The sequence below is a fragment of the Amycolatopsis viridis genome, assembly GCF_011758765.1.
GTDB classification, from domain to species: Bacteria; Actinomycetota; Actinomycetes; order Mycobacteriales; family Pseudonocardiaceae; genus Amycolatopsis_E; species Amycolatopsis_E viridis.
Genome location: NZ_JAANOU010000001.1, coordinates 2,061,261 through 2,086,755, shown reverse-complemented (window position 1 = coordinate 2,086,755; position 25,495 = coordinate 2,061,261). Strand labels below are relative to the sequence as shown.

Genomic DNA, 25,495 nt, shown 5'->3' with positions numbered 1-25,495 from the left:
AAGGGTAAGGGAAAGCGACTACGATCATGGGACATGCGACCCCGATTCCGCACCCGGCGGGCCCTGCAGCTCGCCCTGACGGCGAACGCGCTGCGCCCGGTGCCCGGGGTGCGCGCCTCGGTACCCGCGTTCTTCGCCGGCTGGCTGACCGGGGAGCTCGCGCCGCACCTGCTCGCGCTCACGGTCGCCGACACCGCCGCGCACCTGGCGCGGTACGGGTTGCGCACGCGGGCGGACCGGGCCGGCCTGGGGCTCGCCGCGGCATCGGTGGCCGGGCTGGGGTCGCTGATCGTGACGTCGCAGCGGGCGAAGGGTGCGGTGGAGCAGGCGCTGGCGGAGGCGCTCGGGCCGCGGTACGCGGCGGATCTGGAACGCCCGCCGGACCCGCGGGACCTGGCGACGCCGTGGGGGCAGCTGGTGCTGCCGTTCCGGATGCGCAACCCCGACGTGCGGCGCGACCGGAACCTCGCCTACGCGCCGGGGGGCAAGCGGTTCCTGATGGACATCTACCGGCCGCGTGAACCGGTGCGGGGGCGCCCGGTGCTGCTGCAGATCCACGGCGGCGCCTGGATGGTGGACAGCAAGGACCACCAGGGCATTCCGCTGATGCTGCACATGGCGCAGCGCGGCTGGGTGTGCGTCGCGGTGAACTACCCGCTGTCGCCGAAGGCGCACTGGCCGGACCACATCGTCGGTGTCAAGCGCGCGGTGGCGTGGATCCGCGAGCACATCGGCGAGTACGGCGGCGATCCGGCGTTCCTGGCCGCCACGGGCGGTTCGGCCGGCGGTCACCTGGCCGCGCTGCTGGCGCTCACCGCGGACGACGCGGGACTGCAACCCGGTTTCGCCGGCGCCGATACCCGCGTGCAGGCGTGCGTGCCGCACTACGGGGTGTACGACTTCGCCGCGTCGAGCGGTTCGCGGGCCAGCACGGTGCGGTTGCACGCGCTGCTGGCCCGGTACGTGGTGGGCAAGGACCCGGCGCAGCACCTGGACGAGTACCGCGCCGCGTCACCGCTGGACCGGATCACCGGCAAGGCGCCGCCGTTCTTCGTGATCCACGGCGCACACGACTCGCTGGTGCCGGTCCGGGAGGCGCGCGAGTTCGTCCGGCGCCTGCGGGAGACCTCCGGACAGCCGGTGGCGTACGCGGAACTGCCCGGCGCGCAGCACGCGTTCGACGTCTTCCCGTCCATCCGCAGCGCCCACGTGGTGCGTGGCGTGGAACGCTTCCTGGAGTGGACCTACCTGCGCTGGCTCCGCGGGCGCACCTGAGCCGGCGCCCGGCCCGGCTCACCCAGACGGACCAGCGTGGTCAGCTCCTCGTCGGACAGGTCGGTGATCCAGTCCTCCCCGGAGCCGACCACGCCCTCCGCCAGCCGGCGCTTCCCGGCGAGCACCGCGGCCACCCGCTCCTCGACCGTGCCCTCCGCGACGAGCCGGTGCACCTGCACCGGGCGGTCCTGGCCGATCCGGTGGGCCCGGTCGGTCGCCTGGTCCTCCACCGCGGGATTCCACCAGCGGTCGTAGTGGATCACGTGCGTCGCGCGGGTCAGGTTCAACCCGACGCCGCCGGCCTTGAGCGACAACAGGAACACCGGCACGTCACCCCGCTGGAACCGCGCCACCTTCACCTCCCGCTCCCCCGCGCGATCAGCACCGGACAGCAGCTGCACCGGCACCCCGCGTTCGCCCAGCCGCGCCGCCAGCAACCGGCACAGGCGCACGTACTGGCTGAACACCAGCACGCTCTCGCCCTCGTCGAGGATCACGTCCAGCAGCTCCTCGAACGCGGCCAGCTTGCCCGACCGCCCGGGCAGCGGCCCGGTCTCCTTCAGGTACTGCGCCGGGTGGTTGCAGATCTGCTTCAGCTCGGTGAGCAGCTTGAGCACCTGACCGCGCCGCCGCACGCCACGGGACTCCCGGATCACCGCCAGGTTCTCCCGCACCACGGCCTCGTACAGGGTGGCCTGCTCCGCGGTCAGCGGCACGTACCGGTCGGTCTCGGTCTTGCGCGGCAGCTCCGGCGCGATGTCCGGGTCGGTCTTGCGGCGCCGCAACAGGAACGGCCGCACCGTCGCCGCCAGCCGGTCGGCGGCGGCTGCGTCCCGGTGGCGCTCGACCGGGCGCACGGTGGTGCAGCGGAAGTGCTCCAGGGTGCCGAGCAGGCCCGGGGTGGTCCAGTCCAGAATGGACCACAGGTCGGTGAGCCGGTTCTCCACCGGCGTGCCGGTGAGCGCGACGCGCGCCGCGGCGGGGACACGCCGCAGCTGTCCGGCCGTCACCGACTGCGGGTTCTTCACGTGCTGGGCCTCGTCCGCCGCCACCAGCCCCCAGTCCACTTCGGACAGCGCGGCGCCGTCGCGGCGCAGCACCCCGTACGTGGCGAGCACGATCTCGTCCGGCTTCACGCCCGTCAGGTGCCGCCCGCCGCCGTGGAAACGCCGCACCGGTACCGTCGGCGCGAACCGCGCCACCTCGCGTTCCCAGTTGCCCAGCAACGACATCGGGCACAGCACCAGCGTCGGACCAGCGCCGAGCGCGCGCCGGTGCAGGTGCAGCGCGATCAGCTGGATCGTCTTGCCCAGGCCCATGTCGTCGGCGAGGACGCCGCCGAGCCCCAGCTCGGTCATGCGCGCCAGCCACGACACCCCGGCGCGCTGGTAGGGCCGCAGGGTGGCCTGCAGGCCGGCATCCGGTTCGACCGGCTCCCCCGGTACGCGCAGCCGGGCGACGAGCCCGGCGAGCGCCGGCGGGGCGGCGAAGTCCACGTGCTCGTCGCCGAGCTCGAGTTCGCCGGTCAGCGCCGCGGCGAGCGCCCGCGCACCGGTGACCGCCCGGCGTGTCCCGCGCAGGCGGGACAGCAGAGCGTCGTCCACCCGCACCCATCGCCCGCGCAGCCGCACCAGCGGGCGCTTGGCCTCGGCGAGCGCGGTGACCTCGGCGTCGGTCAGGGTCTGCTCGCCCACACTCAGCTGCCAGCGGAAGCGCAACAGCTCGCTCAGGCGGAACACGCCCTCGCCGCCCGGCGACGGCGTGACGCTCGCCCGGACCCGGACCGGCTCGGCGGCCAGGCCGCTTGGCCACAGCACCTCGACACCGGCCGCGGCCAGCGCGCCCCGGCCGTCGTCGAGCAGCTCGACGACCTCGGTGTCGTCCAGGGACAGCTCGGCCGGCGCGGCGGCGCCGAGCAGGCGGCCCAGCGGCGCCCAGGCACGAGCGGCGCGCCGCACCGCGACGAGCAGCTGGGCCTGCACCTGGCCGCCGAACCGGGACCGCACCGCCGCCGGCGCGGCCGGCAGCGCGGCGGCGTCCACCACCAGGCTCGGATCGGCGCGGCTGCGCAGCGCGAGAACACCGGCGAAGGCGAAGCCGTCGCCGGTCTCCCGGACCTCGACGCGGAGCTGGAGCTGCGCCCCGTCCGCGGCGCCCCCGCCGGCGAGCACGTCGGCGGTGGCATCCCAGAGCGCGCGCACCAGGGTCTCCGGCGAGTGCAGGCGGATCCGCTTGAGGCCGGACAGCGGCAGGGCGTGGGCCTCGGGCGGCAGGGCCGCGGCCAGGTCGCGCAGCAGTTCCTCGTCCGCCCGGTCGAGCGGCCCGGCCCGCCAGGCCGCCACCTCGCCCGGGCCCGGCACCGGCCGCACCCGGCCGCGGGAGACCAGGTCCGCTCCCGCCGCCACCGCCGCCGACCACGCGCGCAGGCCCGGGCTGCCGTCACCGGCGGCGAGCAACCGCGGCAGGGCGTCGGCAAGCGGGAGGACGTGCGCCTCGACCCTGGTGCGGTGAACGGATCTCCCCGCCCCGGGCAGCACGAGCTCGACCGGCGTCGGCCCCGGCTCGTCCCCCCACACGGCCAGCACACCGTCGCGGGGCGGCTCGGAGGGCACGAAGATCGCCCTCGTCGTCCCGCTCCAGTCCACGCCGGTCACCCTAGGCGGAACCACCGACAGTTCAGCCGCGTGGCATCCCCAGCAGCTGTTCCGCCGCCACGGACGACAGGATCTGCGTGGTTCCGCCCGCGATGCTCAGGCAGCGCGACAGCAGGAACTCGTGCTGCGGGCCGGAGGTCTGCGCGGTCACCAGGACGCCCGACGGGCCCAGCAGCTCCAGCGCCGTCTCGGCCGCCGCCTGCCGGTGCCGCACGCCGATCAGCTTGCGCACGCTCGACTCCGGCCCCGGGTCCTGTCCGGCCAACCGCCGCAGCGTGGACCGCAGGTCGAGCAGCGCGCAGGCGGTGCCCTCGGCCACCAGGGCGCCAAGCCGTTCCAGCACCGCCGGATCGGGATCCGTCACCGCCGCCAGCAGTTCCTCGGCGGCCTCCCCGACCGACGACCCGCCCGCCATCGCGACCCGCTCGTTGGCCAGCGTCGTGCGGGCCAGCCGCCAGCCGTCGTCCACCTCGCCCACCACGTTCGCCGCCGGGACGAACACCTCGTCCAGGAAGACCTCGTTGAACCGCTCGGCCCCGGTGATCTCCCGCAGCGGCCGCACATCGATGCCCGGTGCCGACATGTCGACCAGGAAGTAGGTGATGCCCCGGTGCTTCGGCGCGTCCGGATCGGTCCGGGCGAGGCAGATGCCCCAGTCGGCCTCATGTGCGAGCGAGGTCCAGACCTTCTGCCCGGACAGCACGAACCCGCCGTCCACTCGCCGCGCCCGGGTGCGCAGCGACGCCAGGTCCGAGCCGGCACCCGGTTCGCTGAACAGCTGGCACCAGGTCAGCTCACCGCGCAGCGTCGGCATCACGAACCGTCGCCGCTGCTCCTCGGTGCCGTGCTCCAGCAGGGTGGGCACCGCCCACGCGCCAATCACCAGATCGGGTCGCGTCACGCCGGCGCGGGCCAGCTCCGCGTCGATCACCAGCTGCTGCGCCGGGCTCGCGGCCACCCCGTAGGGCTCCGGCCAGTGCGGCATCAGGTACCCCGTCGCGGCCAGCCGCTCCCGGCGGTCACCCTCGGGCAGGGCGGCGATCTCCTCGGCGGTCGCCCGCACCCGCGGGTCGAAGTGCTCCGAGAGGTCGACCCCCAGCTCCCGGCGGACGCCGCCCAGCGCGAGCGACGCCGCCGCGCGCCGCCACAGCGCGGAACCGCCGAGCCACTGTCGCAACGCGACCGTGCGCCGCAGGTACCGGTGCGCGTCGTGCTCCCAGGTGAACCCGATCCCGCCGAGCACCTGGATGCAGTCCTTCGCGGTGTCCACCGCCGCATCCAGGGCCGCCGCGGCGGCGACCGCCGCGGCGAACGCGTGCTGCTCCGGCGACTCGTCCGCCGCACGCGCGGCGTCCCAGGCCAGCGCCTCGGCCAGTTCGGCCCGGCACAGCATCCCGGCGCACAGGTGCTTGACCGCCTGGAACGACCCGATCGGCCGGCCGAACTGCTCGCGCACCTTCGCGTACTCCGCCGCCGTGGTCACGCACCAGCGCGCGATCCCGGCCGCCTCGGCCGCGGCCAGGGTGGCGGCGAAGGTCCGCGGTTCGCCGCCCGCGAACACCACCCCCGTGCCCGCGCGGACCCGCCCGAAGGCACGGGACAGGTCGAACGACTCCACGGCGTCGGCGCCGGATTCCCGCACGCTCCAGCTGCCGCCGTCGGCCACCAGGACGTGCGTGGCGTCGGCGTCCAGCACCGGGCCGTCCGGAGTCAGGGCCACGCCCGCGCTCGCCGAGCCGTCCGCGAACGCCGGGAGCAGCTCCTTGGCCGGCGGCGAGTCGCCGTGCCGGGCCAGCACCAGTGCCGCCAGCACCGTGCCGGTCACCGGGCCGGGCACCAGCGCGGCCGCCGCCTCCTCGACGGCCACCGCGGCGTCGGCCACCGTGCCGCCGGCGCCGCCCAGCTCCTCGGGCACGCCGATGCCGAACACCCCGGCCGCCACCAGGTCTGCCCGGGTGCGGCCGCCGGAGCGGATCGTGTCGGCGAGGGCGCGCTGCTCCGCGGTGCGAACGGACATGCGACTCACTATAGAACGTGTTTCAGTTTTGCCGCCAGATCCACTCACTGCGCGAGATCAGCAGACCGGCCGGTAGACTGTCGAGCGAAACTGAAACAAGTTCCGGAGCAGGTACCGATGGCCGCCAAAGCGAAGACGTCCGCCCAGCCGAAGAACGGGATGGGCGCGTTGTCCACCGACGAGCTCGGTTCCGCCGCGCAGCGGGACCGGCGCAGGCGCATCATCGACGCGACGCTGGCACTGGCGTCCAAGGGCGGGTACGACGCCGTCCAGATGCGGGCCGTCGCCGAGAAGGCCGACGTCGCACTCGGCACCCTCTACCGCTACTTCCCGTCCAAGATCCACCTGCTGGTGTCCGGCCTGGCACGGGAGTTCGAGCGCGCGCACGAGAAGCTGCAGCGCAGCAGCATCCCCGGCGACACCCCGACCGAACGCCTCATCTTCGTGCTCAGCCGCAACACCCGGCTGATGCAGCGCGATCCGCACCTGACCGAGGCGATGGTGCGCGCGTTCATGTTCGCCGACACCACGGCCGCGGCCGAGGTCGAGCAGGTCGGGCGGCTGCTGGAGAGCATGTTCGCCCGTGCCATGGGCATCGAGGAGCCGACCGAGCACGACCGCGCGGTGTTCCACCTCATCGCCGACGTGTGGATGGCGAACCTGGTGGCCTGGGTGACGCGGCGCGCCTCGGCCGCCGACGTCGCGAACCGGCTGGAGCTGTCGGTGCACCTGCTGCTGGACGACACGCGCTGACGCAGATTCGCCGGGAATCGGGATACCGGCGCCGCAACGAGTCGTGATCATGCCCGCGTCTGGTGGGCATGAGACGCAGAACGGCCACCAGGGTCGTGCTTCCCGCTGCCGTGTTCGCCGCCGTCACAGCCCTGATCCTCACCATCGGGCACCCGCCCCGGGCCTCCCTGGCGAGCACCGTCGCCCCGGTGACCGCCACGCACTCCGCGGTTCCCCTGGTGGACGCGGCCATCGCGACGCAGGTGCAGGAGCGGGTGCGATCGGCACTGCCCGCCGCCCAGGTCGCGGTCGAGGTGTTCGACCGCCGCACCGGCACCGTGCTGACGCAGCTGAACGCCGACTGGCAGTTCGCGTCGATGTCCGTGGTCAAGCTGCTGATCGCGCTGGACGTGTTGCGCGCCGGCCACTGGCAGGTGCCCGACGTGCACACGCAGGCCCAGCTCACCCGGATGATCAGCGCCAGTGACGACGCCATCGCCAGTGCCTATTGGGTGCAGCAGGGTGGCGGCGCGCTGGTGACCCGCATGGCGCACCTGCTGGGACTGCACGGCACCCAGCCGCCGGACAGGCCCGGCCAGTGGGGCTCCACCTGGATCACCGCCGAAGACGTCGTCACGGTGTACCGCTACATCGAGGAAAGCCTGCCCCGGCCGGCGCGCGACCTGCTCTACCGCGCCATGTACCACGCACCGGCGGCGGCTGCGGACGGCACGGACCAGTACTTCGGCATCCCGGACGCGCTGCCCGGCACGACGTGGGCGATCAAACAGGGCTGGGGCACCAGCGAAGGGCGCGCCTTTTACCACACGACGGGTCTGCTCGGCGCCGACGCGCGACACGTGGTGGTCGTGCTGAGCAGCGCGCCGGTCAAGTCCTTCCACGCGCTCCCGCCGGCCCTGACCGCCGGCACCGCCGCCCTGCGGCCGCTGCTCAGCTGAACCGGGGAACCAGCGCGGCGAGCGCGTCGAGGCGGCGCATCGTGCTGCCCGCCGACGACGCGGGCAGGGCGAGCGTGACCCGCTCGGCCCCGGCCTCGGCGTAGGCGTCGAGCAGCCCTGGGTCCGGGGGCGCGGACGTCGCCGTCACCGGCACCGAGCCCGCGTGCGCCAGCTGCGCGGTCGCCGCTTCCGGGTCGCGCACCGCGCTGGGCAGCCACCCCGCGCCGAGCCGCTTCGCACGGTCCAGGGCCGCCGCGCTGGTGCCGCCGATGTAGACGGGCACCTCGCGAGCCGGCTTGGGCCACTGGAACACCGGGTCGAAGTCCACGTGCACGCCGTGGAACTCCGCCTCGTCGTTCGTCCACAGTGTCCGCAGCGCCTGGATCTGCTCGTCCAGCAGCGCGCCGCGGGTGCGCGGGTCGGTGCCGTGGTTGCGCATCTCCTCGCGGTTCCAGCCGGCGCCGACGCCGAACAGGAACCGGCCGCCGGACAGCAGGTCCAGGCTCGCGACGGACTTCGCGGTGTGCAGCACGTCCCGCTGGATCAGCAGCGCGATGCCGGTGCCCAGGGTGAGCGCCGTGGTCGCGGCGGCGGCCGCGGTCAGCACGACGAACGGGTCGAGCGCGCGGTAGTAGTGGCGCGCCATCTCGCCACCCGGCGGGTACGGGGACTCGCGGCTGACCGGGATGTGCGAGTGCTCCGCGATGAACAGCGCGTCGAACCCGCGCTCCTCGACCGCCTTGGCGAGCACGTCCGGGCGCGCGCTCTCGTCCGTGACGAACGTCGAGATGCCCAGCTTCACCGGTAGCCCTCCGCGAGTGCGGCGAGCTCGTCCAGCTCGGTCAGCGTCTCCGACTCGGGACGGGTACCCAGCAGGAACGTCACGCGCTCGACACCGGCCTCGGCGAACCCGGCCAGCGCCTCCTCGTTGCGCCCGGCGCCGAACACCGTGAACGGGACGTCCGGGCGGCCCTGCTCGGCCAGCCACGCGCGGACCCGCTTGATCTCCTCCGGCGAGGTGTGCGCGCGGGGCAGCCACCCGTCGGCGTGCTTGGCGAGCCGGGTGAGCGCTGCCTCGCTCTCGCCGCCGACGTAGATCGGCGGGTGCGGGCGCTGCACGGGCTTGGGCCACTGCCAGATCGGGTCGAAGTCGACATACTCGCCGTGGAACTCGGCCTCGTCGGCGGTCCAGATCGCCTTGAGCGCCTGGATCTGCTCGTCGATCAAGGCGCCGCGGGTGCGTGGTTCGGTGCCGTGGTTGCGCATCTCCTCGCGGTTCCAGCCCACGCCCACCCCGAACGCGACCCGGCCGCCGGAGAGGAGGTCGAGGCTCGCGACCTCCTTGGCGGTGTGGATCACGTCGCGCTGGACCAGCAGGGCGACACCGGTGAACAGGAGCAGGTCGGTGGTCTCGACCGCGGCCGCGGTCAGCGCGACGAACGGGTCGAGGGTGCGGTAGTAGACCCGCGGCAGCTCACCGCCGCCGCGGTAGGGGCTCTCCCGGCTGACCGGGATGTGCGAATGCTCGGCGAGCAGCAGCGAGTCGAACCCGCGTTCCTCCAGCGCGCGGCCCAGCGCGCCCGGACGGATTCCTTCGTCGGTCACGAAGGTGGAGATCCCGAACTTCATGTCCTCCGGCAACCGCGGAACCCCGGCGGGCTATTCCCGCCGGGATCCCCGGCCCGGGCCGCGGGTGTCAGATGTTGCGCCGGTACTGGCCACCGACCTCGAAGAACGCCTCCGTGATCTGCCCCAGCGAGCACACCCGTGCGGCGTCCATCAGCACACCGAAGACGTTCTCACCCCGCGTGGCGGCGTCCCGGAGCGCCTGCAGCGCCTCCTGGGCCTCCTGGCCGTGCCGCTGCTGGAAGCCGGCCAGCCGCGTCAGCTGGGACTGCTTCTCCTCCTCCGTGGCGCGGGCCAGCTCGACCTCGACCTCGTCGTCCTCGGGGTGCGGGTTGCGGAACGTGTTGACCCCGACGATCGGCAGCGAGCCCTCGTGCTTGAGCCGCTCGTACAGCATCGACTCGTCCTGGATCTTGCCGCGCTGGTAACCGGTCTCCATCGCGCCCAGCACGCCGCCGCGCTCGGCCATCCGGTCGAACTCGGCCAGCACCGCTTCCTCGACCAGGTCGGTCAGCTCGTCGATGATGAACGAACCCTGCAACGGGTTTTCGTTCTTCGCCAGGCCCCACTCCTTGTTGATGATCATCTGGATCGCCATGGCGCGGCGCACCGAGCTCTCCGTCGGAGTGGTGATGGCCTCGTCGTAGGCGTTGGTGTGCAACGAGTTGGCGTTGTCGTACAACGCGCACAACGCCTGCAGCGTGGTGCGGATGTCGTTGAAGCTCATCTCCTGTGCGTGCAGCGACCGTCCGGAGGTCTGCACGTGGTACTTGAGCTTCTGCGAACGCTCGTTCGCGCCGTAGCGCTCCTTCATCGCGATCGCCCAGATCCGGCGGGCGACGCGGCCCAGCACCGAGTACTCCGCGTCCATCCCGTTGGAGAAGAAGAACGACAGGTTCGGCGCGAAGTCGTCGACGTGCATGCCGCGCGCCAGGTAGGACTCGACGTAGGTGAACCCGTTGGCCAGGGTGAACGCGAGCTGCGAAATGGGGTTCGCCCCGGCTTCGGCGATGTGGTAGCCGGAGATCGACACCGAGTAGAAGTTGCGGACGCCGTGCTCGATGAACCACTCCTGGATGTCCGCCATCATCCGCAGCGAGAACTCGGTGGAGAAGATGCAGGTGTTCTGCCCCTGGTCCTCCTTGAGGATGTCGGCCTGCACCGTGCCGCGCACGTTGCGCAGCGTCCACTCCCGCAGCTCGGCGGCCTCCTCCGCGGTGGGTTCACGGCCGTGCTCGGCGCGGAAGGCGTCCATCCGCTGGTCGATGGCCGTGTTGAGGAAGAACGCCAGGATCGTCGGCGCGGGCCCGTTGATGGTCATCGACACCGATGTGTTCGGCGCGGTCAGGTCGAACCCGTCGTACAGCGCCTTCATGTCGTCCAGCGTCGCGATGGACACGCCGGACGTGCCGATCTTGCCGTAGATGTCCGGGCGGGTGTCCGGGTCGTGCCCGTACAGCGTCACCGAGTCGAACGCGGTCGACAACCGCTTGGCCTCGGAATCGGCGGAGAGGTACTTGAACCGGCGGTTGGTGCGGAACGCGTCGCCCTCGCCGGCGAACATGCGTGCCGGGTCCTCACCCTCGCGTTTGAACGGGAACACGCCCGCGGTGAACGGGAAGTAGCCGGGCAGGTTCTCCCGGCGCAGGAACGACACCAGTTCGCCACGGTCGGTGTAGCGGGGCAGCGCCACCCGCGGGACCCGGTTGCCGGACAGCGTTTCCCGCCACAGCTGGGTGCGCAGCTCCTTGTCCCGGATGTGGACGACCAGCTCCTCGGCCCGGTAGGACTCGGACAGCTCGTCCCAGCGCTCCAGCAGCCCGGCGACGGACGAGTCGACTTCGGACTCCGCCTTCGCCAGGAGCCGTTCGATGGCCTCGGTGTCCGCGTTGTCCGCGGCCAGCGCGTCCTTCGCCGCGCGCAGGTGGTCGACCTTGCGGACCGACGCGACCTGTTCCCGCGTCTGCTCGTGGTAGCCGCGCACGGTGGCGGCGATGTCGGCGAGGTAGCGCTCGCGCGCCGGCGGGATGATCACCGAGGCTCCGGTGGACACCTTGGTCCCGGCCTTGGGCAGCTGCCCCGCCGATACCGACAGGCCCCGCTCGGCCAGCGCGTCCCGCAGGTACTGGTACAGCGCGGTCACACCGTCGTCGTTGAAGCGCGCGGCGCTGGTGCCGAACACCGGCATGTCCTCGGGCGAGGCGCCGAACGCCTCGCGGTTGCGCACCAGCTGGCGCGCCACGTCCCGGCGGGCGTCCTCGGCGCCGCGGCGCTCGAACTTGTTGATCGCCACCACGTCGGCGAAGTCGAGCATGTCGATCTTCTCCAGCTGCGAGGCGGCGCCGAACTCCGGCGTCATCACGTACAGCGAGTAGTCGACGTGGTCGACGATGCCGGCATCGCCCTGCCCGATGCCCGGCGTCTCGACGATCACCAGGTCGTAGCCGGCGGCCTTGCACGCCAGCACGGCCTCGTCCAGCCCTTCCGGCACCTCGCCGCCGGCCTGCCGGGTGGCCAGCGAACGGAAGTAGATCTGCGAGCTGTCCAGCCCGTTCATCCGGATCCGGTCGCCCAGCAGCGCGCCCCCGCCGCGGCGCCGGGTCGGGTCGACCGCCAGCACCGCGATCCGCAGCTTGTCCTCCTGGTCCAGCCGGAACCGCCGGATCAGCTCGTCGGTCAGCGACGACTTGCCGGACCCACCGGTGCCGGTGATGCCGAGGACCGGCACCGGCCGCCTCCGGGCCGCCTCCGCGATGCGCGCCAGCCGGTTGTCGTCCACGCGGCCGGCCTGCAGCTGGGTGATGAAGCGCGCCAGGGTCGGCACGTCACCGGCCAGGAGGTCGTCGTCCGGCCCCGCGGGCACCTCCGCGAGGTCGTAGTCGCACTCCTTGATCATCAGGTTGACCATCCCCGGCAGCCCGAGCTGGAGCCCGTCGTCCGGGGAGAAGATCCGCGCGACGCCGCGGGAGTGCAGCAGCTCGATCTCCTCGCGCACGATGACGCCGCCACCGCCGCCGTACACCTTGATGTGCCCGGCGCCGCGCTCGTTCAGCAGCTCCACCAGGTAGCTGAAGTATTCGACGTGCCCGCCCTGGTAGGCGCTGATCGCGACACCCTGGGCGTCCTCGCTGATCGCGGCGCGGACGACCTCGTCCACCGACCGGTTGTGCCCGAGGTGGACGACCTCCGCACCCTGCGACTGCAGGATGCGCCGCATGATGTTGATCGAAGCGTCGTGCCCGTCGAACAGACTCGAGGCGGTGACGAACCGCACCGGGTGCACGGGCCGGTGAAGTGAGGCGTTCATGCCTCAAAAATACTTGGACTTCCTACTATCGCAAACCCAAGCGTGACCGCCGCGACATCCCACGCGGTACGGTAACGATTCAGCAGACGGGCAGCACGAAGCCGGCGCTGGACGGATTCGTGCCGGGCCGCCGCCCGGCACCCCGTTGCGCCTGTCCCGCCTGTGTCAGCGCGTGCCCGCGCGCATCGCGATCCACTGCCGCATCGCGTACTCGACCAGCGTGATCAGCGTCTGCTTGGTCGATTCGCGGTCGCGGGCGTCGCACCGCACGATCGGGATGCTCTCGTCGATCGCCAGCGCCTCGCGCACGTCGCTCAGCTCGTGGTGCAGCTGCCCGTCGAAGGTGTTGACCCCGATGATGTAGGGCAGCCCGCGGTCCTCGAAGAAGTCGACCGGCGCGAACGAGTCCGCCAGCCGCCGGGTGTCCGCCAGCACCACCGCGCCGATCGCACCCCGCACCAGGTCGTCCCACATGAACCAGAACCGCTGCTGACCCGGCGTACCGAACAGGTACAGGATCAGGTCGGTGTCCAGCGACACGCGGCCGAAGTCCATGGCCACGGTGGTGGTCGACTTGTTGGGTGTCTGGTCGAGGTTGTCGATGCCACGGCTGGCATCGGTCATCATCGCCTCGGTGGTGAGCGGCACGATCTCCGAAACCGAGCCGACGAAGGTGGTCTTACCGGCACCGAACCCACCGGCGACGACGATCTTCGCCGAGGTCATGGTCTGCGGCGCGGTCTGCCGCGGTGCCTTAAAGCCGACGGAGTCCACTCAACACCCTTTCCATCAACATGAGATGCGCCTCGGCGTCGTCGTTGGTCGACACCGTGCGGTGCACGGTGACCAGACCAGCATCGGCGGCGTCGCTGATGAGGACTCTGGCCACGCCGATCGGGACCCGCAGCAGCGCTGCGATCTCCGCGACCGACCGAGGTGTGCGACATTCTTCCATGATCGAGCGGTGCTCGAACTGCACCGTCAGCGTCCCGGCGTCCAGCCGGGCGAGGACGGCGTCCTGGACGGAGACCAGGGTCTCCAGCTCCAGTGCGACCCGGGCCTTGGTGCGGCCGCCGGTGAGCGCGTACGGGCGCACCACGGCGGTCTCCTCGGCGGGGTGGATCTCCGGCTCCTCCGGCCACACGGGCACGTCCCGGGACGGCTGAACCGGCCGCGCCGGCTCCGCGTGCTGGACGGGCCGCACGGGCTCGAAGAACCCGGTGCCCGGCGCCGAGCCGAACGGGCTCGCCGGCGGCGCCGGCTTGTCCGGCGCGGGTGCCGGATGCGGTGACGGCGAGGGCTGCGGCGCCGGTGCGGGCGGCGCCTGCTCGGCCCGCGGTGCCCCGGGGGCGACCGCCCGGTCCGGCTCGGGCTGCGGGTCGCGCTGCTTCTTGCGCTTCCGGCGGCCCCGACCGGAGTCCAGGCTGAAGCTGTTCATCACGTCGGCGAACGTGGGTTGTGGTTCGCCGCCGGAGGGGGAGCCATTCTCGGATCCCGTGGTCATGTCGGCATCATCCCACCGGTTCGCCGATCAGGGGCCCGCCGGCACCCTGCAGCTGGGCGCGCAGTTCGGGGGTGAGGATCTGGCCCACCCGGTCGACGAGCATGGTCATTTCGTAGGCGACCTGGCCGATGTCGCAGTTCGGAGCGGCCAGGACAGCCAGGCACGAGCCGTCGCTGATGGACATCAGGATCATGATCCCGAGCTCCATCTCCACGACGGTCTCGTTGACCGCGCCCGCCTCGAAGCACCGCGCCGCGCCCTGCGTCAGGCTGATGAGCCCGGAGGCCACCGCGGCGAGCTGGTCGGCGCGGTCGAGCGGCAACCGGTTCGAGGCGGTCAGCAACAGGCCGTCGGCCGAAACGACCACCGCGTGCGCCACGCCAGGCACACGCTCGGCGAAATCATTGACCAGCCATCCGAACTGGTTCTGTGGCTGCGGCGTGGTCATTCACCCTCCATGGTTCCTTGATCGGGGTCGGCGGACTGAGCGGTCCGGTGCCTTCCACGCTGAACACCTTGCTGGAAACTGCTCAGCCTGCCACGCACATCCTGCGGGTCGCGGCGAGTCCGCGGCGCCGCCGGTGTGGCCGCGCCCGGGGAGAGGGCGCTGCCGGGCAGAAGCTGTTCGCCGCGGCGCCGCTTGGGCAGTCCCGCGGCGGTGAAACTCGACGGTGCCGACGCGGACGCCGAGGAGACCGCCTGGACCGCAGCCCAGCTCTCGTCGGTCGCGAACGACCAGGAGCCCGTTCCGCTCGCCGGCCGCTGGGGCCCGGCCCCGGCCGGCTCGCGTGGTGGGACCGGCGTGCCGGCCCCCTCGTCCTGGGCGGCTGGGGCGGTCTGGGCCGGCTCCGGCCGCTGGAACAGTCCGGTGCCCTCACCGGTGACGGGCTGGAAGAGGCCGGTGCCCTCGCCGGCCGGCTGGGCGGGTCCGGCGGTGCCGTGCTCCGCAGGCCCACCTGGCTGGCGCCGGGGCAGCCCGCTCCCGGACGTCGACTGCCGCTGCGGGAGCGCGGTGCCGGACCGGTCCGCCTGGGCCGAACCACCGTCGGCCTGGTCGGCCGCACCGGCCGGCTGCCCGTCCGCCCCAGGCTCCGCCGGCTGCCCGCTCGCGGTCACGCCCGCCGTCGACTGCGGCGGGGCGCCTTTGTCCGCCTTGGTCTCCCGGCGGGGCAAGCCGGTCCCGGCCCGGGTGGCGCCGGCCTCGGCGGTGTCGGCCTGGGCGGTGTCGGTCCGGGCGGTGTCGGCCTCGGCGGTGTCGGCCTCGGTGCCGTCGTCGTTCTGGGCCGGAGCCGGTTCCGCGGCGCCCGGCGACCCGGGCTGAGGGCTGGGCGTGGCGGACTCGGCTTGCGTGGCCGTCGGCCGCGGCGCCGGGTCGTCCGTGCCGTCCGGTGCCGGGCGCCGCTGGGGCGTGACAGCGCTGTCCAGCTGGGGCGTGACAGCGCTGTCCGGGGACGGCCGCGGTTTCCGGCGGGGCAGGTCGCTGCCGGCGGTGCCCGCGCCGTTCTCCGGCGCGCCGGAGGGCTCGGTGGCAGAACGCCCGGCGGGCTGCACCGGCGACCCCTGCGCCGTCCCGTCCGCCTGGTCCGCACCGGTGGCCTGCCCACTGTCCTCGGTGGACTGGTCCCGCTTGACGTGACGCGCCCGGTTGACCCCGTGCTGGAAGCTGCTCAGCCGCCCGCGCACGTCGGCCGGGTCGCGGGCCGGCAGCTGCGGAGCGGCCGCGGGAGCCTCGCCGGTCGCACTGCCCGGCAGCAGCTGCTCGCCGCGCCGCCGCTTGGGCAAGCCGGCGTCGGTGAAGGTCTTCGGCTCCACCTGGGACGCCGCCTGCACGGCGCGCCAGTTCTCGTCGACCGCGAAGTCCCAGCTGCTGGCCGACTTGGGGCTCGCCGGCTCGTCCCCAGTGGACTCCTTGGCGGCCGGCGGATCGTCGCTGCGGAACCACGCGGACAGCGTCTCGTCGAAGATCGGCGTCGTTTCGCGGCGTGTCGGCGGCGGCGTGACCGGCTTCGGCTCGTTCGCGGCCGAGCTCCACCACTCCGACAACGGGCTGCTGTTCGCCGCGAACAGCGCCTTGCCACTGGGCAGCTCGTCGGACGCCGGCTCCGGCTCGGCGGGCGGCGCCGCCTGCGGCGCGGGTGGCTGGCCGCCCTGCTCGGCGGGAATCGGGGTGAAGAGCGCGGTGCCGGAGATCTCCAGGTCCGACGGCGGCCGCGAGGGCAGCACCCCGGTGTGCCCGTTGTGCCCGCCCTCGCTCTGGCCGAAGTTCGCCAGCGCCTCCGGCCGCCCGGCCCCGTTGACCGTGCGCCGCCGCGGCAACGCGGCCGCCGCGTCCGGCGCCTGCTGCCGGACCGGTGCCGGCGCGGGCAGGTCCATCACCAGGTCCGGGGGCACCGTCACCGTCGCCCGCACCCCGACGATGTCCTTGCCGCCGTGCAGGACCACGCCGATGTCGTGCCGCCCGGCGAGGCGGCCGACCACGAACAGGCCCATCCGCCGGGACGTCGCGAGGTCGATCGTGCCGGCCTCGCGCAGCCGCGCGTTGGCCTCGGCGACCTCGGCCTCGTTCATGCCGATGCCCTGGTCGATGATGTCGACGACCAGCCCGCCGGCGTCGGACACCCGGGTCGTCACCGTCACCTGGGTTTCCGGCGCGGAGAACGCCGTCGCGTTGTCCAGCAGCTCCGCGACCAGGCGCATCAGGTCACTGGCGGCGAACCCGACGATCCGCGCGTCCGGCGGCGGCTGCACCACGACCCGCTGGTAGTGCTCGATCTCCGACACCGCGGCCCGCAGCACGTCGGAGGTGGTGACCGGCTGGCCGGAACGGCGGCCCGGCTCTGCACCGGAGAGCACCATCAGGTTCTCGTTGTTGCGCCGCATCCGGGTGGCGAGGTGGTCGAGCTGGAACAGGGTCGCCAGCTGGTCGGCGTCCTCCTCGTCCCGCTCCAGCCGCTCGATCAGCTGCAGCTGCCGCTGCACGAGGCTCTGGCTGCGGCGGGACAGGTTGACGAACACGCTGCTGTAGCCGGCGCGCATGTTGGCCTGCTCGACCGCCAGCCGCAGCGCCTGGCTGTGCACCGCGTCGAACGCCCTGGCCACCTCGCCGATCTCGTCCTTGCTGTCCACCGGGACCGGCTGGACGTCGGTGGTCTGCTCGCGGCCCTCCTGGATGTTGCGCACCGCCGCGGGCAGCTGCCGGTCGGCGATGTCGTGGGCACCCGCCCGGAGCACCCGCAGCGAACGCAGCAGGTGGCGGGTGATCAGGATGACGACCGCGGCGGTGAGCACCAGCGCGAGGAACAGCAGCACCGCGAGCAGGCCCGCGTGGGTGCCTGCGCTGTCGGCGAGGCCGGTGGCGGTGGCCGTGAGCTCGTTGCCCAGGCTGTCGCTGACCGTGGTGAGCGCGGCGAGCACGGACGCCGACACCGACGTCCACTGCGGCGCGGAGATCCCGTGCAGCGCGCTGGTCACCGAGGCGCCCTCGGCGGCGAGCACCCCGTTGACCAGCCGGGCGCGGGTGTTGAAGTCCGCACCGACGACCGCGTGGTCGAACTGGGTTTCCTGGGCGGCGGAGGCCGCGGCGCGGAAGTCGGCGAGCCGGTCGGTCACGCGCAGCTCGGCGGTGCGCAGGTCGTTGAGCTGGCTCGGGGTCAGGTTCCCGCGGGCTATGCCGTAACCGAGCAGCGCCTGGGAGGTGGACACCTCCTCCTTGACGACCATCAGGTCGTGCAGCGCGCTCGGGGTGCCGCCGATGGCGTCGTCGCCGATGCCGGCGACCACTGCCGTGTCCAGCCCGAGCAGCGCGTCGGTCATGTCGCTGTAGGCGGTCAGGGCCTGCACCGCGTCCAGGCGGCCCTCGGCGACCTGGCGGCGGACCTCGGCCAGGCGCCCGACCGCCGTGGTGGCTGCCGTGCCGGGTGCGCGGACGCTCCCGTCGGCGTCGGCGGCGTGGGCGATGGCGTTGCCGACCGGGCCGGTCGTGGCGTCCACCTGCTGCCGGGCCGCGTCCAGCTGGGGCGAGCTGCCGACGGTGCCCTGGGTGAGCAGCGCCGCGGTCTCGGTGCGTTCCCGCTCCAGCGCGTCCACCAGCGTGCGGACCGTGCCGCCCAGTTCGACCAGCCGGTTCATCCGCTCGTAGTTGCCGGAGCGCTCGACCTGGTTGCCGATGGTGATCCCGCCCAGCACCAGGGCGACCACGATGGGCACCAGCGACACGGCGGCGAGCTTGGCGGACAGCCGCCAGTCACGCCACCGCGTGAACGCGGCCCACTTCGACGGCTCCTTGGGCTGCTGGCCGAGGAGCTGCCCCACCGGCACCTGGCCCTGTCCTGCAACGGTCACGAAGGTGACTCCCTGTCCGGCGTTTCGTGTTCGCGTCGGTGGGCCGGACCCGTGCCGGGGCACATGGCGGCGGCACCGTGTGGCGTCAACCGCATGGCTCTCCTCGTCACGGGTAGAACTCGTCGCTTCTCGTGCAGCCCCAGCCGACGGCGCTGTCCCGGCCGCCCGCCGTCCCGCCGGACCGGATCACGGCGGCGGTGCCGTGCATCATGCGGTGTGCACAATGCGGTGCACAACACCGGTTTACGCTCGGTCACAGCGAGTCAGCGTGGCCCCGGAAGCGTACACCAAACGGGCTGACCGGAACTCCGCCGAAGCCAGCGCGGCTGACCTGCGGAAACACCGGCCGTGACCAGGGGTTGACCGGAAAATCCCTCGTCAGGGCACTCCGGCTCGTGCTTCCGGTTACGCGAGGACACGCCGGGAGCGGGGAGCGTCACCCACATAGCCCAAAGCGGGCGGGGGTAAAGCGGGAAAATCCGCACGGGCTGTACGAACAGCGCGGCGCGATACACCCAATACCCCCCGATCTTGTGGCATTCGCGGCGATGTGGATTTCTGCCGGGTCACCGCCGTTGGCCAGCACTTTCCCACCATCGGCGCGGTGTTGCGCATTCCACCGCGCCTCACCCCTTCAACGTACGGCACCCCGCGTCACATAACTGCGCGTCACGTGCTTGCGCGGAATGGCACACGCCTTTCCCCCGAACAGCGGATTAACCCATCCGGGTGGCGCAGCATCGCTTCACTCTGAAGAGGTCCTCCGCCGACAGCGGCCCAGGTCGGCGTGGCTAGCATGTGCGCCCACCGAAAGAATTCCACCGAGTTCGCTCGCTTGCCGGGAGGCAGAAATGCAGGACGTCGCCCCCACCCCTGCGGCGCCCAACCCCGTGGAGGACCCCGGAGAACCGCGGCCGCTGTTCGGCGCTCCCGCGGACCAGGCACCGCAGCCGCGCCCGCCGGCCGGCCCCGACTTCGTCGCCATCCAGCGCAGCCCCGAGTTCACCGAGTTGCGCGGCCGCTTCCGGCGGTTCGTGTTCCCGATGAGCCTGGCGTTCGTGCTCTGGTACCTCGCCTACGTGCTGCTCGCCGCGTACGCCCACGACTTCATGAGCACGAAGGTGTACGGCGAGATCAACGTCGCGATCGTGCTCGGGGTCCTCCAGTTCGTGTCGACGGCCGCGATCACCGCCGGATACCTGCGGTTCGCGCGGCGCCGGATCGACCCCGGCGTGGACGAGGTCCGCCAGCAGGCAGGAGTGCAGTGATCCGATGAGCCACCTTCTCGCCGCGGACAGCAGCCCGATCCTGAACATCGCCGTGTTCGCCCTGTTCGTCGTCATCACGCTGTACGTGGTGTACCGCGTGAGCAGCAGGCACTCCTCCCGCTCCGACTACTACGCCGCGGACGGCGTGTTCACCGGCAGGCAGAACGGGATCGCACTGTCCGGCGACTTCCTGTCCGCCGCCTCGTTCCTCGGCATCGCCGGCGCCATCGCGGTGCACGGCTACGACGGCTTCCTCTACTCCATCGGCTTCCTGGTCGCCTGGCTGGTGGACCTGCTGCTCATCGCGGAGCTGCTGCGCAACACCGGCCGCTTCACCATGGGCGACGTGCTGAGTTTCCGGATGAAGCAGCGCCCGGTGCGGGCCGCCGCCGCGACGTCGACGCTGGTGATCTCGCTGTTCTACATGCTGGCCCAGATGTCCGGCGCCGGCGGCCTGATCGCGCTGCTGCTGGACATCCGCGGCGGTTTCGGGCAGGCGCTGGTCATCGCCGTGGTGGGCCTTGTGATGGTGGTGTACGTGCTGGTCGGCGGCATGAAGGGCACCACCTACGTGCAGATCATCAAGGCCAGCATCCTGATCCTGGCCGCGGTGCTGATGACGGTGTTCCTGTTCGGCAAGTTCGGGTTCAGCCTGTCGAACCTGCTCTCGCAGGCCGCCTACCGCAGCCCGATGGGCGAGAAGCTGCTCGAGCCGGGCGGCCAGTACGGCGCCAACGGCACCACGAAGCTGGACTTCGTGTCGCTGGCCGTGGCGCTGATCCTGGGCGCGGCCGCGCTGCCGCACATCCTGATGCGCTTCTACACGGTGCCAAACGCGCAGGAGGCGCGCCGCTCGGTGGTGTGGGCCACCGCCTGCATGTTCGTGTTCTACCTGTGCACCCTGGTGATCGGCTTCGGCGCCGCCGCGCTGGTCGGCAGCGGCGAGATCAAGGCCGCACCGGGCGGCGAGAACTCCGCGGCGCCGCTGCTGGCCCTGCACATCGGCGGCACCCTGCTGCTGGGCATCATCGCGGCGGTCGCGTTCGCGACGATCCTCGCGGTCGTGGCGGGCCTGACGCTGACCGCGTCGGCCTCCTTCGCGCACGACGTCTACGCGAACATCGTCAAGCGCGGGCAGGCCGACCCGGCCGACGAGGTGCGGGTGGCGCGGCTGACCGCGATCGTGGTCGGTGTGCTGGCGATCATCGGCGGGATCCTCGCCAACGGGCAGAACATCGCGTTCCTGGTCGCGCTGGCGTTCGCGGTCGCGGCGTCGGCGAACCTGTCGACACTGCTGTACTCGCTGTTCTGGAAGCGCTTCAACACCACCGGCACGCTGTGGGCGATCTACGGCGGCCTGGCCGCCTGCCTGGTCCTGGTGGTCTTCTCGCCGGTCGTGTCCGGGGCACCGGAGTCGATCGTCAAGGGCGTTGACTTCCACTGGTTCCCGCTGAAGAACCCGGGGCTGGTGTCGATCCCGTTCTCGTTCCTGTGCGGTTTCGTGGGCACGCTGGCCGGCCGGGACAGGGCCGACGTGCGCAAGCACGCCGAGATGGAGGTCCGTGCGCTGACCGGCATCGGCTCCTGAGACCCTTCGGCGGTGACACCAGCAACCCTGGAACGGATCCGCCGGTTCCTGCGCGAGCACGACCCGCCCGCGCCGTGCCTGGTGGTGGACACCGGCGCCGTCGCCGCCCGGGTCCGGCAGTTCGGCCGGGAGTTCCCGCGTTCCCGGCTGTGCTATGCGGTCAAGGCGAACCCGGAGCCGGCCGTGCTCCGGGCCGTCCTGGCCGCGGGCGGCGGGTTCGACGTCGCGAGCCCCGCCGAGATCGACGCGTGCCTGGCCGCCGGTGCCGAGCCGGCCGCGCTGTCCTACGGCAACACGATCAAGAAGGCCACCGACATCGCCTTCGCGCACGCCCGGGGCGTGCGGGACTTCACCACCGACTCCGAGGGTGACCTGGCGGCGCTCGCGGAGCACGCGCCGGGCGCGTCGGTGTCGGTGCGGATCCTCGTCGACGGCCCGGCTTCGGCGACCCCGTTCGGGCAGAAGTTCGGCTGCGAACCGGACCGCGCGGCCGAACTGCTGGTCGCGGCCGTCCGGCTGGGGCTGGACCCCGCCGGGGTCGCGTTCCACGTCGGTTCGCAGCAACCGGACCCGCAGGCGTGGGAGACGGGGGTCGCGGCCGCGGCGAAGATCTTCGCCGAGTGCGCCGCCGCCGGTGTACAGCTGCGGCGGCTGAACCTCGGCGGTGGCTTCGGCGTCACTTACCGGGAGGCGGTGCCCCCGCTGGAGTCCTACGCGCGGACGATCCGCGCCGCGGTGCGGGCGCACTTCCCCCGGGAACCGGAGGTCCTGCTCGAGCCCGGTCGCGCCGTCGTGGCGGAGGCCGGCCTGATCCGCACGGAGGTGGTGCTGGTGTCCACCAGGTTCGGCCGGCGCTGGGTCTACCTCGACGTCGGGCGCTACAACGGGCTGGCCGAGACCGAGAACGAGGCCATCCCCTACCGGCTGGATCCACCGGACCGGTACGGTCCGCGCGGGCCCGTCGTGATCGCCGGACCGACCTGCGACGGGGACGACGTGGTGTACCAGCGCACGCCGTACGAACTGCCGTTGTCGCTGCGCGCCGGCGACCGGCTGGACATCCTCGACGCCGGCGCCTACACGGCGAGCTACTCGTCGGTGGCGTTCAACGGAATCCCGCCACTGCCCACCTACTGCCTTGAAGGAGACACGACCACCCATGACATCTGAGATCGGCGCGTTCGCCGGGCGGCACGTCCTGGCCGAGCTGAGGAGCATCGATCCCGCGCTGCTGGACGATCCGGCGTTCCTGCGCGCGGCGCTGCGGGTGGCGGTGACCGAGGCCGGCGCGTCGGTGCGCGAGGTCGTCGACCACCGGTTCGAGCCCCAGGGCGTGACCGTGCTGGCGCTGCTGTCGGAGTCGCACGCCTCGGTGCACACCTACCCGGAGGTCGGGGCCCTGTTCGCGGATGTGTTCACCTGCGGGCACCAGGCCGACCCGGTGCTGGCGGTCCGGCTGCTCGCCGCGGCACTGGGTACCACCGCGGTGCACATGTCGGTTGTCGACCGTGGAGAGAAGGATGTCGCGGCAGCTCGTTGAGTCCCTCGGTCCGGGTCTGTCCCGGGTGTGGGACGTCTCGGAGGTGCTGTTCGACGAGCACACCGGGTACCAGCAGGTGCTGATCGGCCGCACCGCGCAGGGCGTGTCGCTGTTCTGCGACGACGAGCGGCAGAGCACGGAGGCGAGCCAGCTCGTCTACCACGAGGCGCTGATGGTGCCGGCGATGCTGCTCGCGGACGCGGTGCGGCGGGTGCTGATCATCGGCTCGAGCGAGGGGGTGGCGAGCCGGCTGGCAGTCGAGTTCGGTGCGTCGCTGGTGGACCACGTGGACCTCGACCGGGTGGTGGTGCGCGCGTGCGCGGAGCTGCTCCCCTACGGCTACACGGTCGAGGAACTGGAGGCGGCCGAGCGCGGGGAGGGGCCGGTGCGGATGCACTACGCGGACGGTTTCTCGTTCGTCGACGCATCCGAGGGGGGCTACGACGTGGTGGTGATCGACCTGCCGGACGAAAACACCGACGCCGGTGCCCAGCACAACCGGTTGTACGGGGCGGATTTCCTGCGCCGGTGCGCGGCGCTGCTCGCGCCCGGCGGCGTGGTGAGCTGCCAGGGCGGCTGCCCGACGCTGTGGCGCAACGACACGCTGCGCACCGCGTGGGCCCGGTTCACCGAGGTGTTCGCGACCCCGGTGTACTTCGGCTCGGACGAGCACGAATGGGCGTTCCTGTCCGGCCGGGTGGACCAGGTGGCCGACCCGGTGGGGGCGATGATCTCCCGGCTGGGCGGGTTCACTCCCGCCACCTTGGACGCGGAGACCCTGCGCGGCTCGACGGTGGTGCCGTTCAGCCTCCGCGCCCGCCGCTGAGCGGCCGGCGTGTTGGCCACTCCCGGCGGCGTGTTCACCGCTCCCGGCAGCGTGTCGGCCGCTCCGGGTAGCGTGTCGGCCGCTCCGGGCGGTGGGCTGGCCGCTCGGCGTCAGAGCTTGCGGCCCGCCTGCACGCGGTGCGTGACGGCGCGCTCGGCGACGAAGGACAGGAACGGGATGGTGCCCGCCAGCAGCACGAGGACCGTCCCCTTGATCGACCACCGCGCCTTGAGCGCCAGGTCGACCGCCAGCACCAGGTAGACCATGTAGAACACGCCGTGGGTGACGCCGGCCCAGCTCATCATGCCGGCCGAGTCGAACCCGTACTTGAGGATGAACGCCGCCGTCAGCAGCAGCAGCGCCACGCCGGTGGCGTAGGCCAGCACGCGGTACCGCAGCAGCGGCCCCCGCAGCGCCGGGCCGGCCTTCGCGGCCGGGGCGCCGGCGCGTTCGTCCGTGTCCACCATCGCAGTCTGCCTTCCTAACTCTCGCGCTGGTCCCGAGCGTGCAGCTCGGCCAGGTACCGGTTGTAGGCGGCGAGCTCGTCGTCGGGCTCGTCGGGCACGGCCTGCCGCATCACGGGCACCCGAGCCGCCGGCACCGCGGCCGCGGGACCCCGCTCGGCGCGGGCCTGCTCCGGCTGCGCCGCGTCCTGCTCGGCGGCCTCGCGGCGCAGCCGCATGATCCGCCACACCATGAACGCCGGGAACACCCCGAACAGCGGCCACTGCAACACGTAACCCAGGTTCTGGAAGGTACCGCTCGCCGACTCGAACCGGTTCCACTGCCACCACGCCAGTCCACAGCACACCGCGAACGCGGCGACGCACAGCGCGCCGATCGCGATCCGCCGGGGCGTGAACAGCTTCGTGGGCACACCACGACGCTAGCACCCGCGGGTCAGGAGACCTTGACGACCTGGGCGGCCTTGGCGTAGGCGTCGGCCAGGGCGAACACCTTCTGCCCGTAGTCCACGGAGTTGTTGTAGGACAGGATTCCCGACCACCAGCCGCTCGCGGTGGCCATGTCCCGGCCGCCGGCGCACAGGTACTTCGCGGCGGCGAGCGCGGCCGCGTCGATCTGCTGCGGGTTGTACCCGCCGCCGTAGCGCGCCCACGTGCCGGGCAGGAACTGCATCGGCCCGACCGCCCGGTCGTAGACCGGGTCGCCGTCGAACCGGCCGCCGTCGGTGTCGCCGATGGCCCGGACACCCGGCGAGCCGTCCAGCGGCACGCCGACGATCGGCTTCGACGGCAGCCCACTGGCCTGCAAGACGGCACCGCCGTACTGGCCGTGGTTGGACTCGATCCGGCCGATCCCGGCGAGCGTGGCCCAGGACAGCCGGCATTTCGGCTGGGTGGCCCGCATCTCCAGTTCGGCGTTGCCGTACGCGACGAGCGCGCGGGCCGGGACACCGGTGACGTCGGCGACCTTGTCCGCCCACCGCGACAGCAGGTCCGGCCCGCCGGCGCTGTGCTGTTGCTGCTGCGCCTGCTGGGGCGGCCGTGTCTCCGCCACCGGCGTGCCCTCGACGGTCGCGTTGACCGGGACCGCCGTGCCGGGTTCGACCGAGGCCGCGAGGTTGTCCAGGTCCGGGATCTCGGTGGTGGTCGGCGTGTGGCCGGGGCGGGTGACCGTGCTGGTCGCCCAGATCCCGCCGACCGCCGCGGCCAGCACCACCACCACGACCGCGACCCGGCCGAGCACCGGCGGGACGGCCCGCCGCCGGGCGGGCCGCGTGTCCCCCGCGATGCCGTCGTCCTCGGTGGACACGTCCGCAGGGTCGTGCTCGATCTGCCCCGTGTCCAAGAACCTTGCCTCCCAGCGACGTGCGCCCGCCCCGCCGCGCCGACGATAG

General features: G+C 72.6%; 20 protein-coding genes. 8 read left to right on the top strand and 12 right to left on the bottom strand.

The genetic code is table 11. The features are described 5' to 3' along the window. Positions 1 to 33: 33 nt before the first annotated feature. Positions 34 to 1,275: an alpha/beta hydrolase gene (locus FHX46_RS10265; protein WP_167112783.1), complete on the top strand. Its 1,242-nt coding sequence runs from the start codon at positions 34 to 36 to the stop codon at positions 1,273 to 1,275. On the opposite strand, the gene FHX46_RS10260 is transcribed toward FHX46_RS10265, so the two are convergent. Continuing rightward, positions 1,245 to 3,920, bottom strand: a complete 2,676-nt coding sequence (locus FHX46_RS10260; RefSeq protein ID WP_167112781.1) for a DEAD/DEAH box helicase — start codon at positions 3,918 to 3,920, stop codon at positions 1,245 to 1,247. The two genes, FHX46_RS10265 and FHX46_RS10260, sit on opposite strands and share 31 nt — an antisense overlap. Positions 3,921 to 3,951: 31 nt before the next feature. Continuing rightward, positions 3,952 to 5,946, bottom strand: a complete 1,995-nt coding sequence (locus FHX46_RS10255; RefSeq protein ID WP_167112779.1) for an acyl-CoA dehydrogenase — start codon at positions 5,944 to 5,946, stop codon at positions 3,952 to 3,954. Positions 5,947 to 6,063: 117 nt separating this feature from the next. Here FHX46_RS10255 and kstR point away from each other — a divergent pair, with 117 nt between their 5' ends. Both kstR and FHX46_RS10245 read left to right on the top strand, forming a co-directional pair. Then, positions 6,064 to 6,699: a cholesterol catabolism transcriptional regulator KstR gene (kstR, locus tag FHX46_RS10250; RefSeq protein ID WP_167112777.1), complete on the top strand. Its 636-nt coding sequence runs from the start codon at positions 6,064 to 6,066 to the stop codon at positions 6,697 to 6,699. A 68-nt stretch (positions 6,700 to 6,767) separates the two neighbouring features. Next, positions 6,768 to 7,637, top strand: coding sequence for a hypothetical protein (locus FHX46_RS10245; protein ID WP_208400089.1), 870 nt, complete (start codon positions 6,768 to 6,770; stop codon positions 7,635 to 7,637). Here FHX46_RS10245 and FHX46_RS10240 read toward each other — a convergent pair. The 7 genes from FHX46_RS10240 to FHX46_RS10210 all read right to left on the bottom strand — a co-directional run bounded on the left by FHX46_RS10240 (position 7,630) and on the right by FHX46_RS10210 (position 18,415). After that, positions 7,630 to 8,439, bottom strand: coding sequence for an LLM class F420-dependent oxidoreductase (locus FHX46_RS10240; protein WP_167112775.1), 810 nt, complete (start codon positions 8,437 to 8,439; stop codon positions 7,630 to 7,632). The genes FHX46_RS10245 and FHX46_RS10240 overlap by 8 nt on opposite strands. Then, entirely contained in the window at positions 8,436 to 9,266 is an 831-nt protein-coding gene (locus FHX46_RS10235) for an LLM class F420-dependent oxidoreductase (RefSeq protein WP_167112773.1), read from the bottom strand. The genes FHX46_RS10240 and FHX46_RS10235 overlap by 4 nt, the downstream gene beginning before the upstream one ends. 67 nt (positions 9,267 to 9,333) lie before the next feature. Further along, entirely contained in the window at positions 9,334 to 12,570 is a 3,237-nt protein-coding gene (gene icmF, locus FHX46_RS10230) for a fused isobutyryl-CoA mutase/GTPase IcmF (RefSeq protein WP_167112771.1), read from the bottom strand. A 165-nt stretch (positions 12,571 to 12,735) separates the two neighbouring features. After that, positions 12,736 to 13,344 carry a GTP-binding protein gene (locus FHX46_RS10225; RefSeq protein WP_167112769.1) on the bottom strand — a complete coding sequence of 203 codons (609 nt, stop codon included), beginning with the start codon at positions 13,342 to 13,344 and terminating at the stop codon, positions 12,736 to 12,738. After that, complete coding sequence (locus FHX46_RS28240) at positions 13,325 to 14,074, bottom strand: DUF742 domain-containing protein (RefSeq protein ID WP_208400088.1); 750 nt, start codon at positions 14,072 to 14,074, stop codon at positions 13,325 to 13,327. Before FHX46_RS28240 ends, FHX46_RS10225 begins: the two co-directional genes overlap by 20 nt. A 7-nt stretch (positions 14,075 to 14,081) precedes the next feature. Then, positions 14,082 to 14,522, bottom strand: a complete 441-nt coding sequence (locus FHX46_RS10215; RefSeq protein WP_167112767.1) for a roadblock/LC7 domain-containing protein — start codon at positions 14,520 to 14,522, stop codon at positions 14,082 to 14,084. Beyond that, positions 14,519 to 18,415, bottom strand: a complete 3,897-nt coding sequence (locus FHX46_RS10210; RefSeq protein WP_449224094.1) for a nitrate- and nitrite sensing domain-containing protein — start codon at positions 18,413 to 18,415, stop codon at positions 14,519 to 14,521. The genes FHX46_RS10215 and FHX46_RS10210 overlap by 4 nt, the downstream gene beginning before the upstream one ends. Before the next feature lie 851 nt (positions 18,416 to 19,266). Between FHX46_RS10210 and FHX46_RS10205 the strand changes: the two genes are divergently transcribed. From FHX46_RS10205 to FHX46_RS10185, 5 genes are read left to right on the top strand one after another with little or no spacing between them, the layout of a single operon-like run. Further along, the gene (locus tag FHX46_RS10205) at positions 19,267 to 19,683 is read left to right on the top strand and encodes a DUF485 domain-containing protein (RefSeq protein WP_167112765.1); all 417 of its coding nucleotides are present in this window, start codon (positions 19,267 to 19,269) and stop codon (positions 19,681 to 19,683) included. A 4-nt stretch (positions 19,684 to 19,687) separates the two neighbouring features. Beyond that, on the top strand, positions 19,688 to 21,271 hold the full coding sequence (locus FHX46_RS10200; RefSeq protein ID WP_167112763.1) for a solute symporter family protein: 1,584 nt from the start codon (positions 19,688 to 19,690) through the stop codon (positions 21,269 to 21,271). 12 nt (positions 21,272 to 21,283) lie between these two features. Beyond that, the gene (locus FHX46_RS10195; protein ID WP_167112761.1) at positions 21,284 to 22,441 is read left to right on the top strand and encodes a type III PLP-dependent enzyme; all 1,158 of its coding nucleotides are present in this window, start codon (positions 21,284 to 21,286) and stop codon (positions 22,439 to 22,441) included. Further along, positions 22,431 to 22,811 carry an adenosylmethionine decarboxylase gene (speD, locus tag FHX46_RS10190; protein WP_167112759.1) on the top strand — a complete coding sequence of 127 codons (381 nt, stop codon included), beginning with the start codon at positions 22,431 to 22,433 and terminating at the stop codon, positions 22,809 to 22,811. The genes FHX46_RS10195 and speD overlap by 11 nt, the downstream gene beginning before the upstream one ends. Next, positions 22,792 to 23,637: a spermidine synthase gene (locus FHX46_RS10185; RefSeq protein WP_167112757.1), complete on the top strand. Its 846-nt coding sequence runs from the start codon at positions 22,792 to 22,794 to the stop codon at positions 23,635 to 23,637. The genes speD and FHX46_RS10185 overlap by 20 nt, the downstream gene beginning before the upstream one ends. 110 nt (positions 23,638 to 23,747) lie before the next feature. Here FHX46_RS10185 and FHX46_RS10180 read toward each other — a convergent pair whose 3' ends face one another. From FHX46_RS10180 to FHX46_RS10170, 3 genes are read right to left on the bottom strand one after another with little or no spacing between them, the layout of a single operon-like run. Continuing rightward, the gene (locus tag FHX46_RS10180; protein WP_167112755.1) at positions 23,748 to 24,104 is read right to left on the bottom strand and encodes a DUF3817 domain-containing protein; all 357 of its coding nucleotides are present in this window, start codon (positions 24,102 to 24,104) and stop codon (positions 23,748 to 23,750) included. 14 nt (positions 24,105 to 24,118) lie between these two features. Next, a complete protein-coding gene (locus FHX46_RS10175) occupies positions 24,119 to 24,514 on the bottom strand; it encodes a hypothetical protein (protein ID WP_167112753.1) in 396 nt (131 codons plus the stop codon). A 23-nt stretch (positions 24,515 to 24,537) separates the two neighbouring features. Next, positions 24,538 to 25,446: a murein transglycosylase gene (locus FHX46_RS10170; protein WP_167112751.1), complete on the bottom strand. Its 909-nt coding sequence runs from the start codon at positions 25,444 to 25,446 to the stop codon at positions 24,538 to 24,540. Positions 25,447 to 25,495 lie beyond the last annotated feature (49 nt).

Coding starts and splice junctions, on each gene's coding strand:
- speD (WP_167112759.1), top strand. CDS start 22,431: ATGACATCTGAGATCGGCGCGTTCGCCGGGCGGCACGTCCTGGCCGAG.
- FHX46_RS10265 (WP_167112783.1), top strand. CDS start 34: ATGCGACCCCGATTCCGCACCCGGCGGGCCCTGCAGCTCGCCCTGACG.
- FHX46_RS10185 (WP_167112757.1), top strand. CDS start 22,792: ATGTCGCGGCAGCTCGTTGAGTCCCTCGGTCCGGGTCTGTCCCGGGTG.
- FHX46_RS28240 (WP_208400088.1), bottom strand. CDS start 14,074: ATGACCACGGGATCCGAGAATGGCTCCCCCTCCGGCGGCGAACCACAA.
- kstR (WP_167112777.1), top strand. CDS start 6,064: ATGGCCGCCAAAGCGAAGACGTCCGCCCAGCCGAAGAACGGGATGGGC.
- FHX46_RS10255 (WP_167112779.1), bottom strand. CDS start 5,946: ATGTCCGTTCGCACCGCGGAGCAGCGCGCCCTCGCCGACACGATCCGC.
- icmF (WP_167112771.1), bottom strand. CDS start 12,570: ATGAACGCCTCACTTCACCGGCCCGTGCACCCGGTGCGGTTCGTCACC.
- FHX46_RS10205 (WP_167112765.1), top strand. CDS start 19,267: ATGCAGGACGTCGCCCCCACCCCTGCGGCGCCCAACCCCGTGGAGGAC.
- FHX46_RS10235 (WP_167112773.1), bottom strand. CDS start 9,266: ATGAAGTTCGGGATCTCCACCTTCGTGACCGACGAAGGAATCCGTCCG.
- FHX46_RS10215 (WP_167112767.1), bottom strand. CDS start 14,522: ATGACCACGCCGCAGCCACAGAACCAGTTCGGATGGCTGGTCAATGAT.
- FHX46_RS10245 (WP_208400089.1), top strand. CDS start 6,768: ATGAGACGCAGAACGGCCACCAGGGTCGTGCTTCCCGCTGCCGTGTTC.
- FHX46_RS10180 (WP_167112755.1), bottom strand. CDS start 24,104: ATGGTGGACACGGACGAACGCGCCGGCGCCCCGGCCGCGAAGGCCGGC.
- FHX46_RS10200 (WP_167112763.1), top strand. CDS start 19,688: ATGAGCCACCTTCTCGCCGCGGACAGCAGCCCGATCCTGAACATCGCC.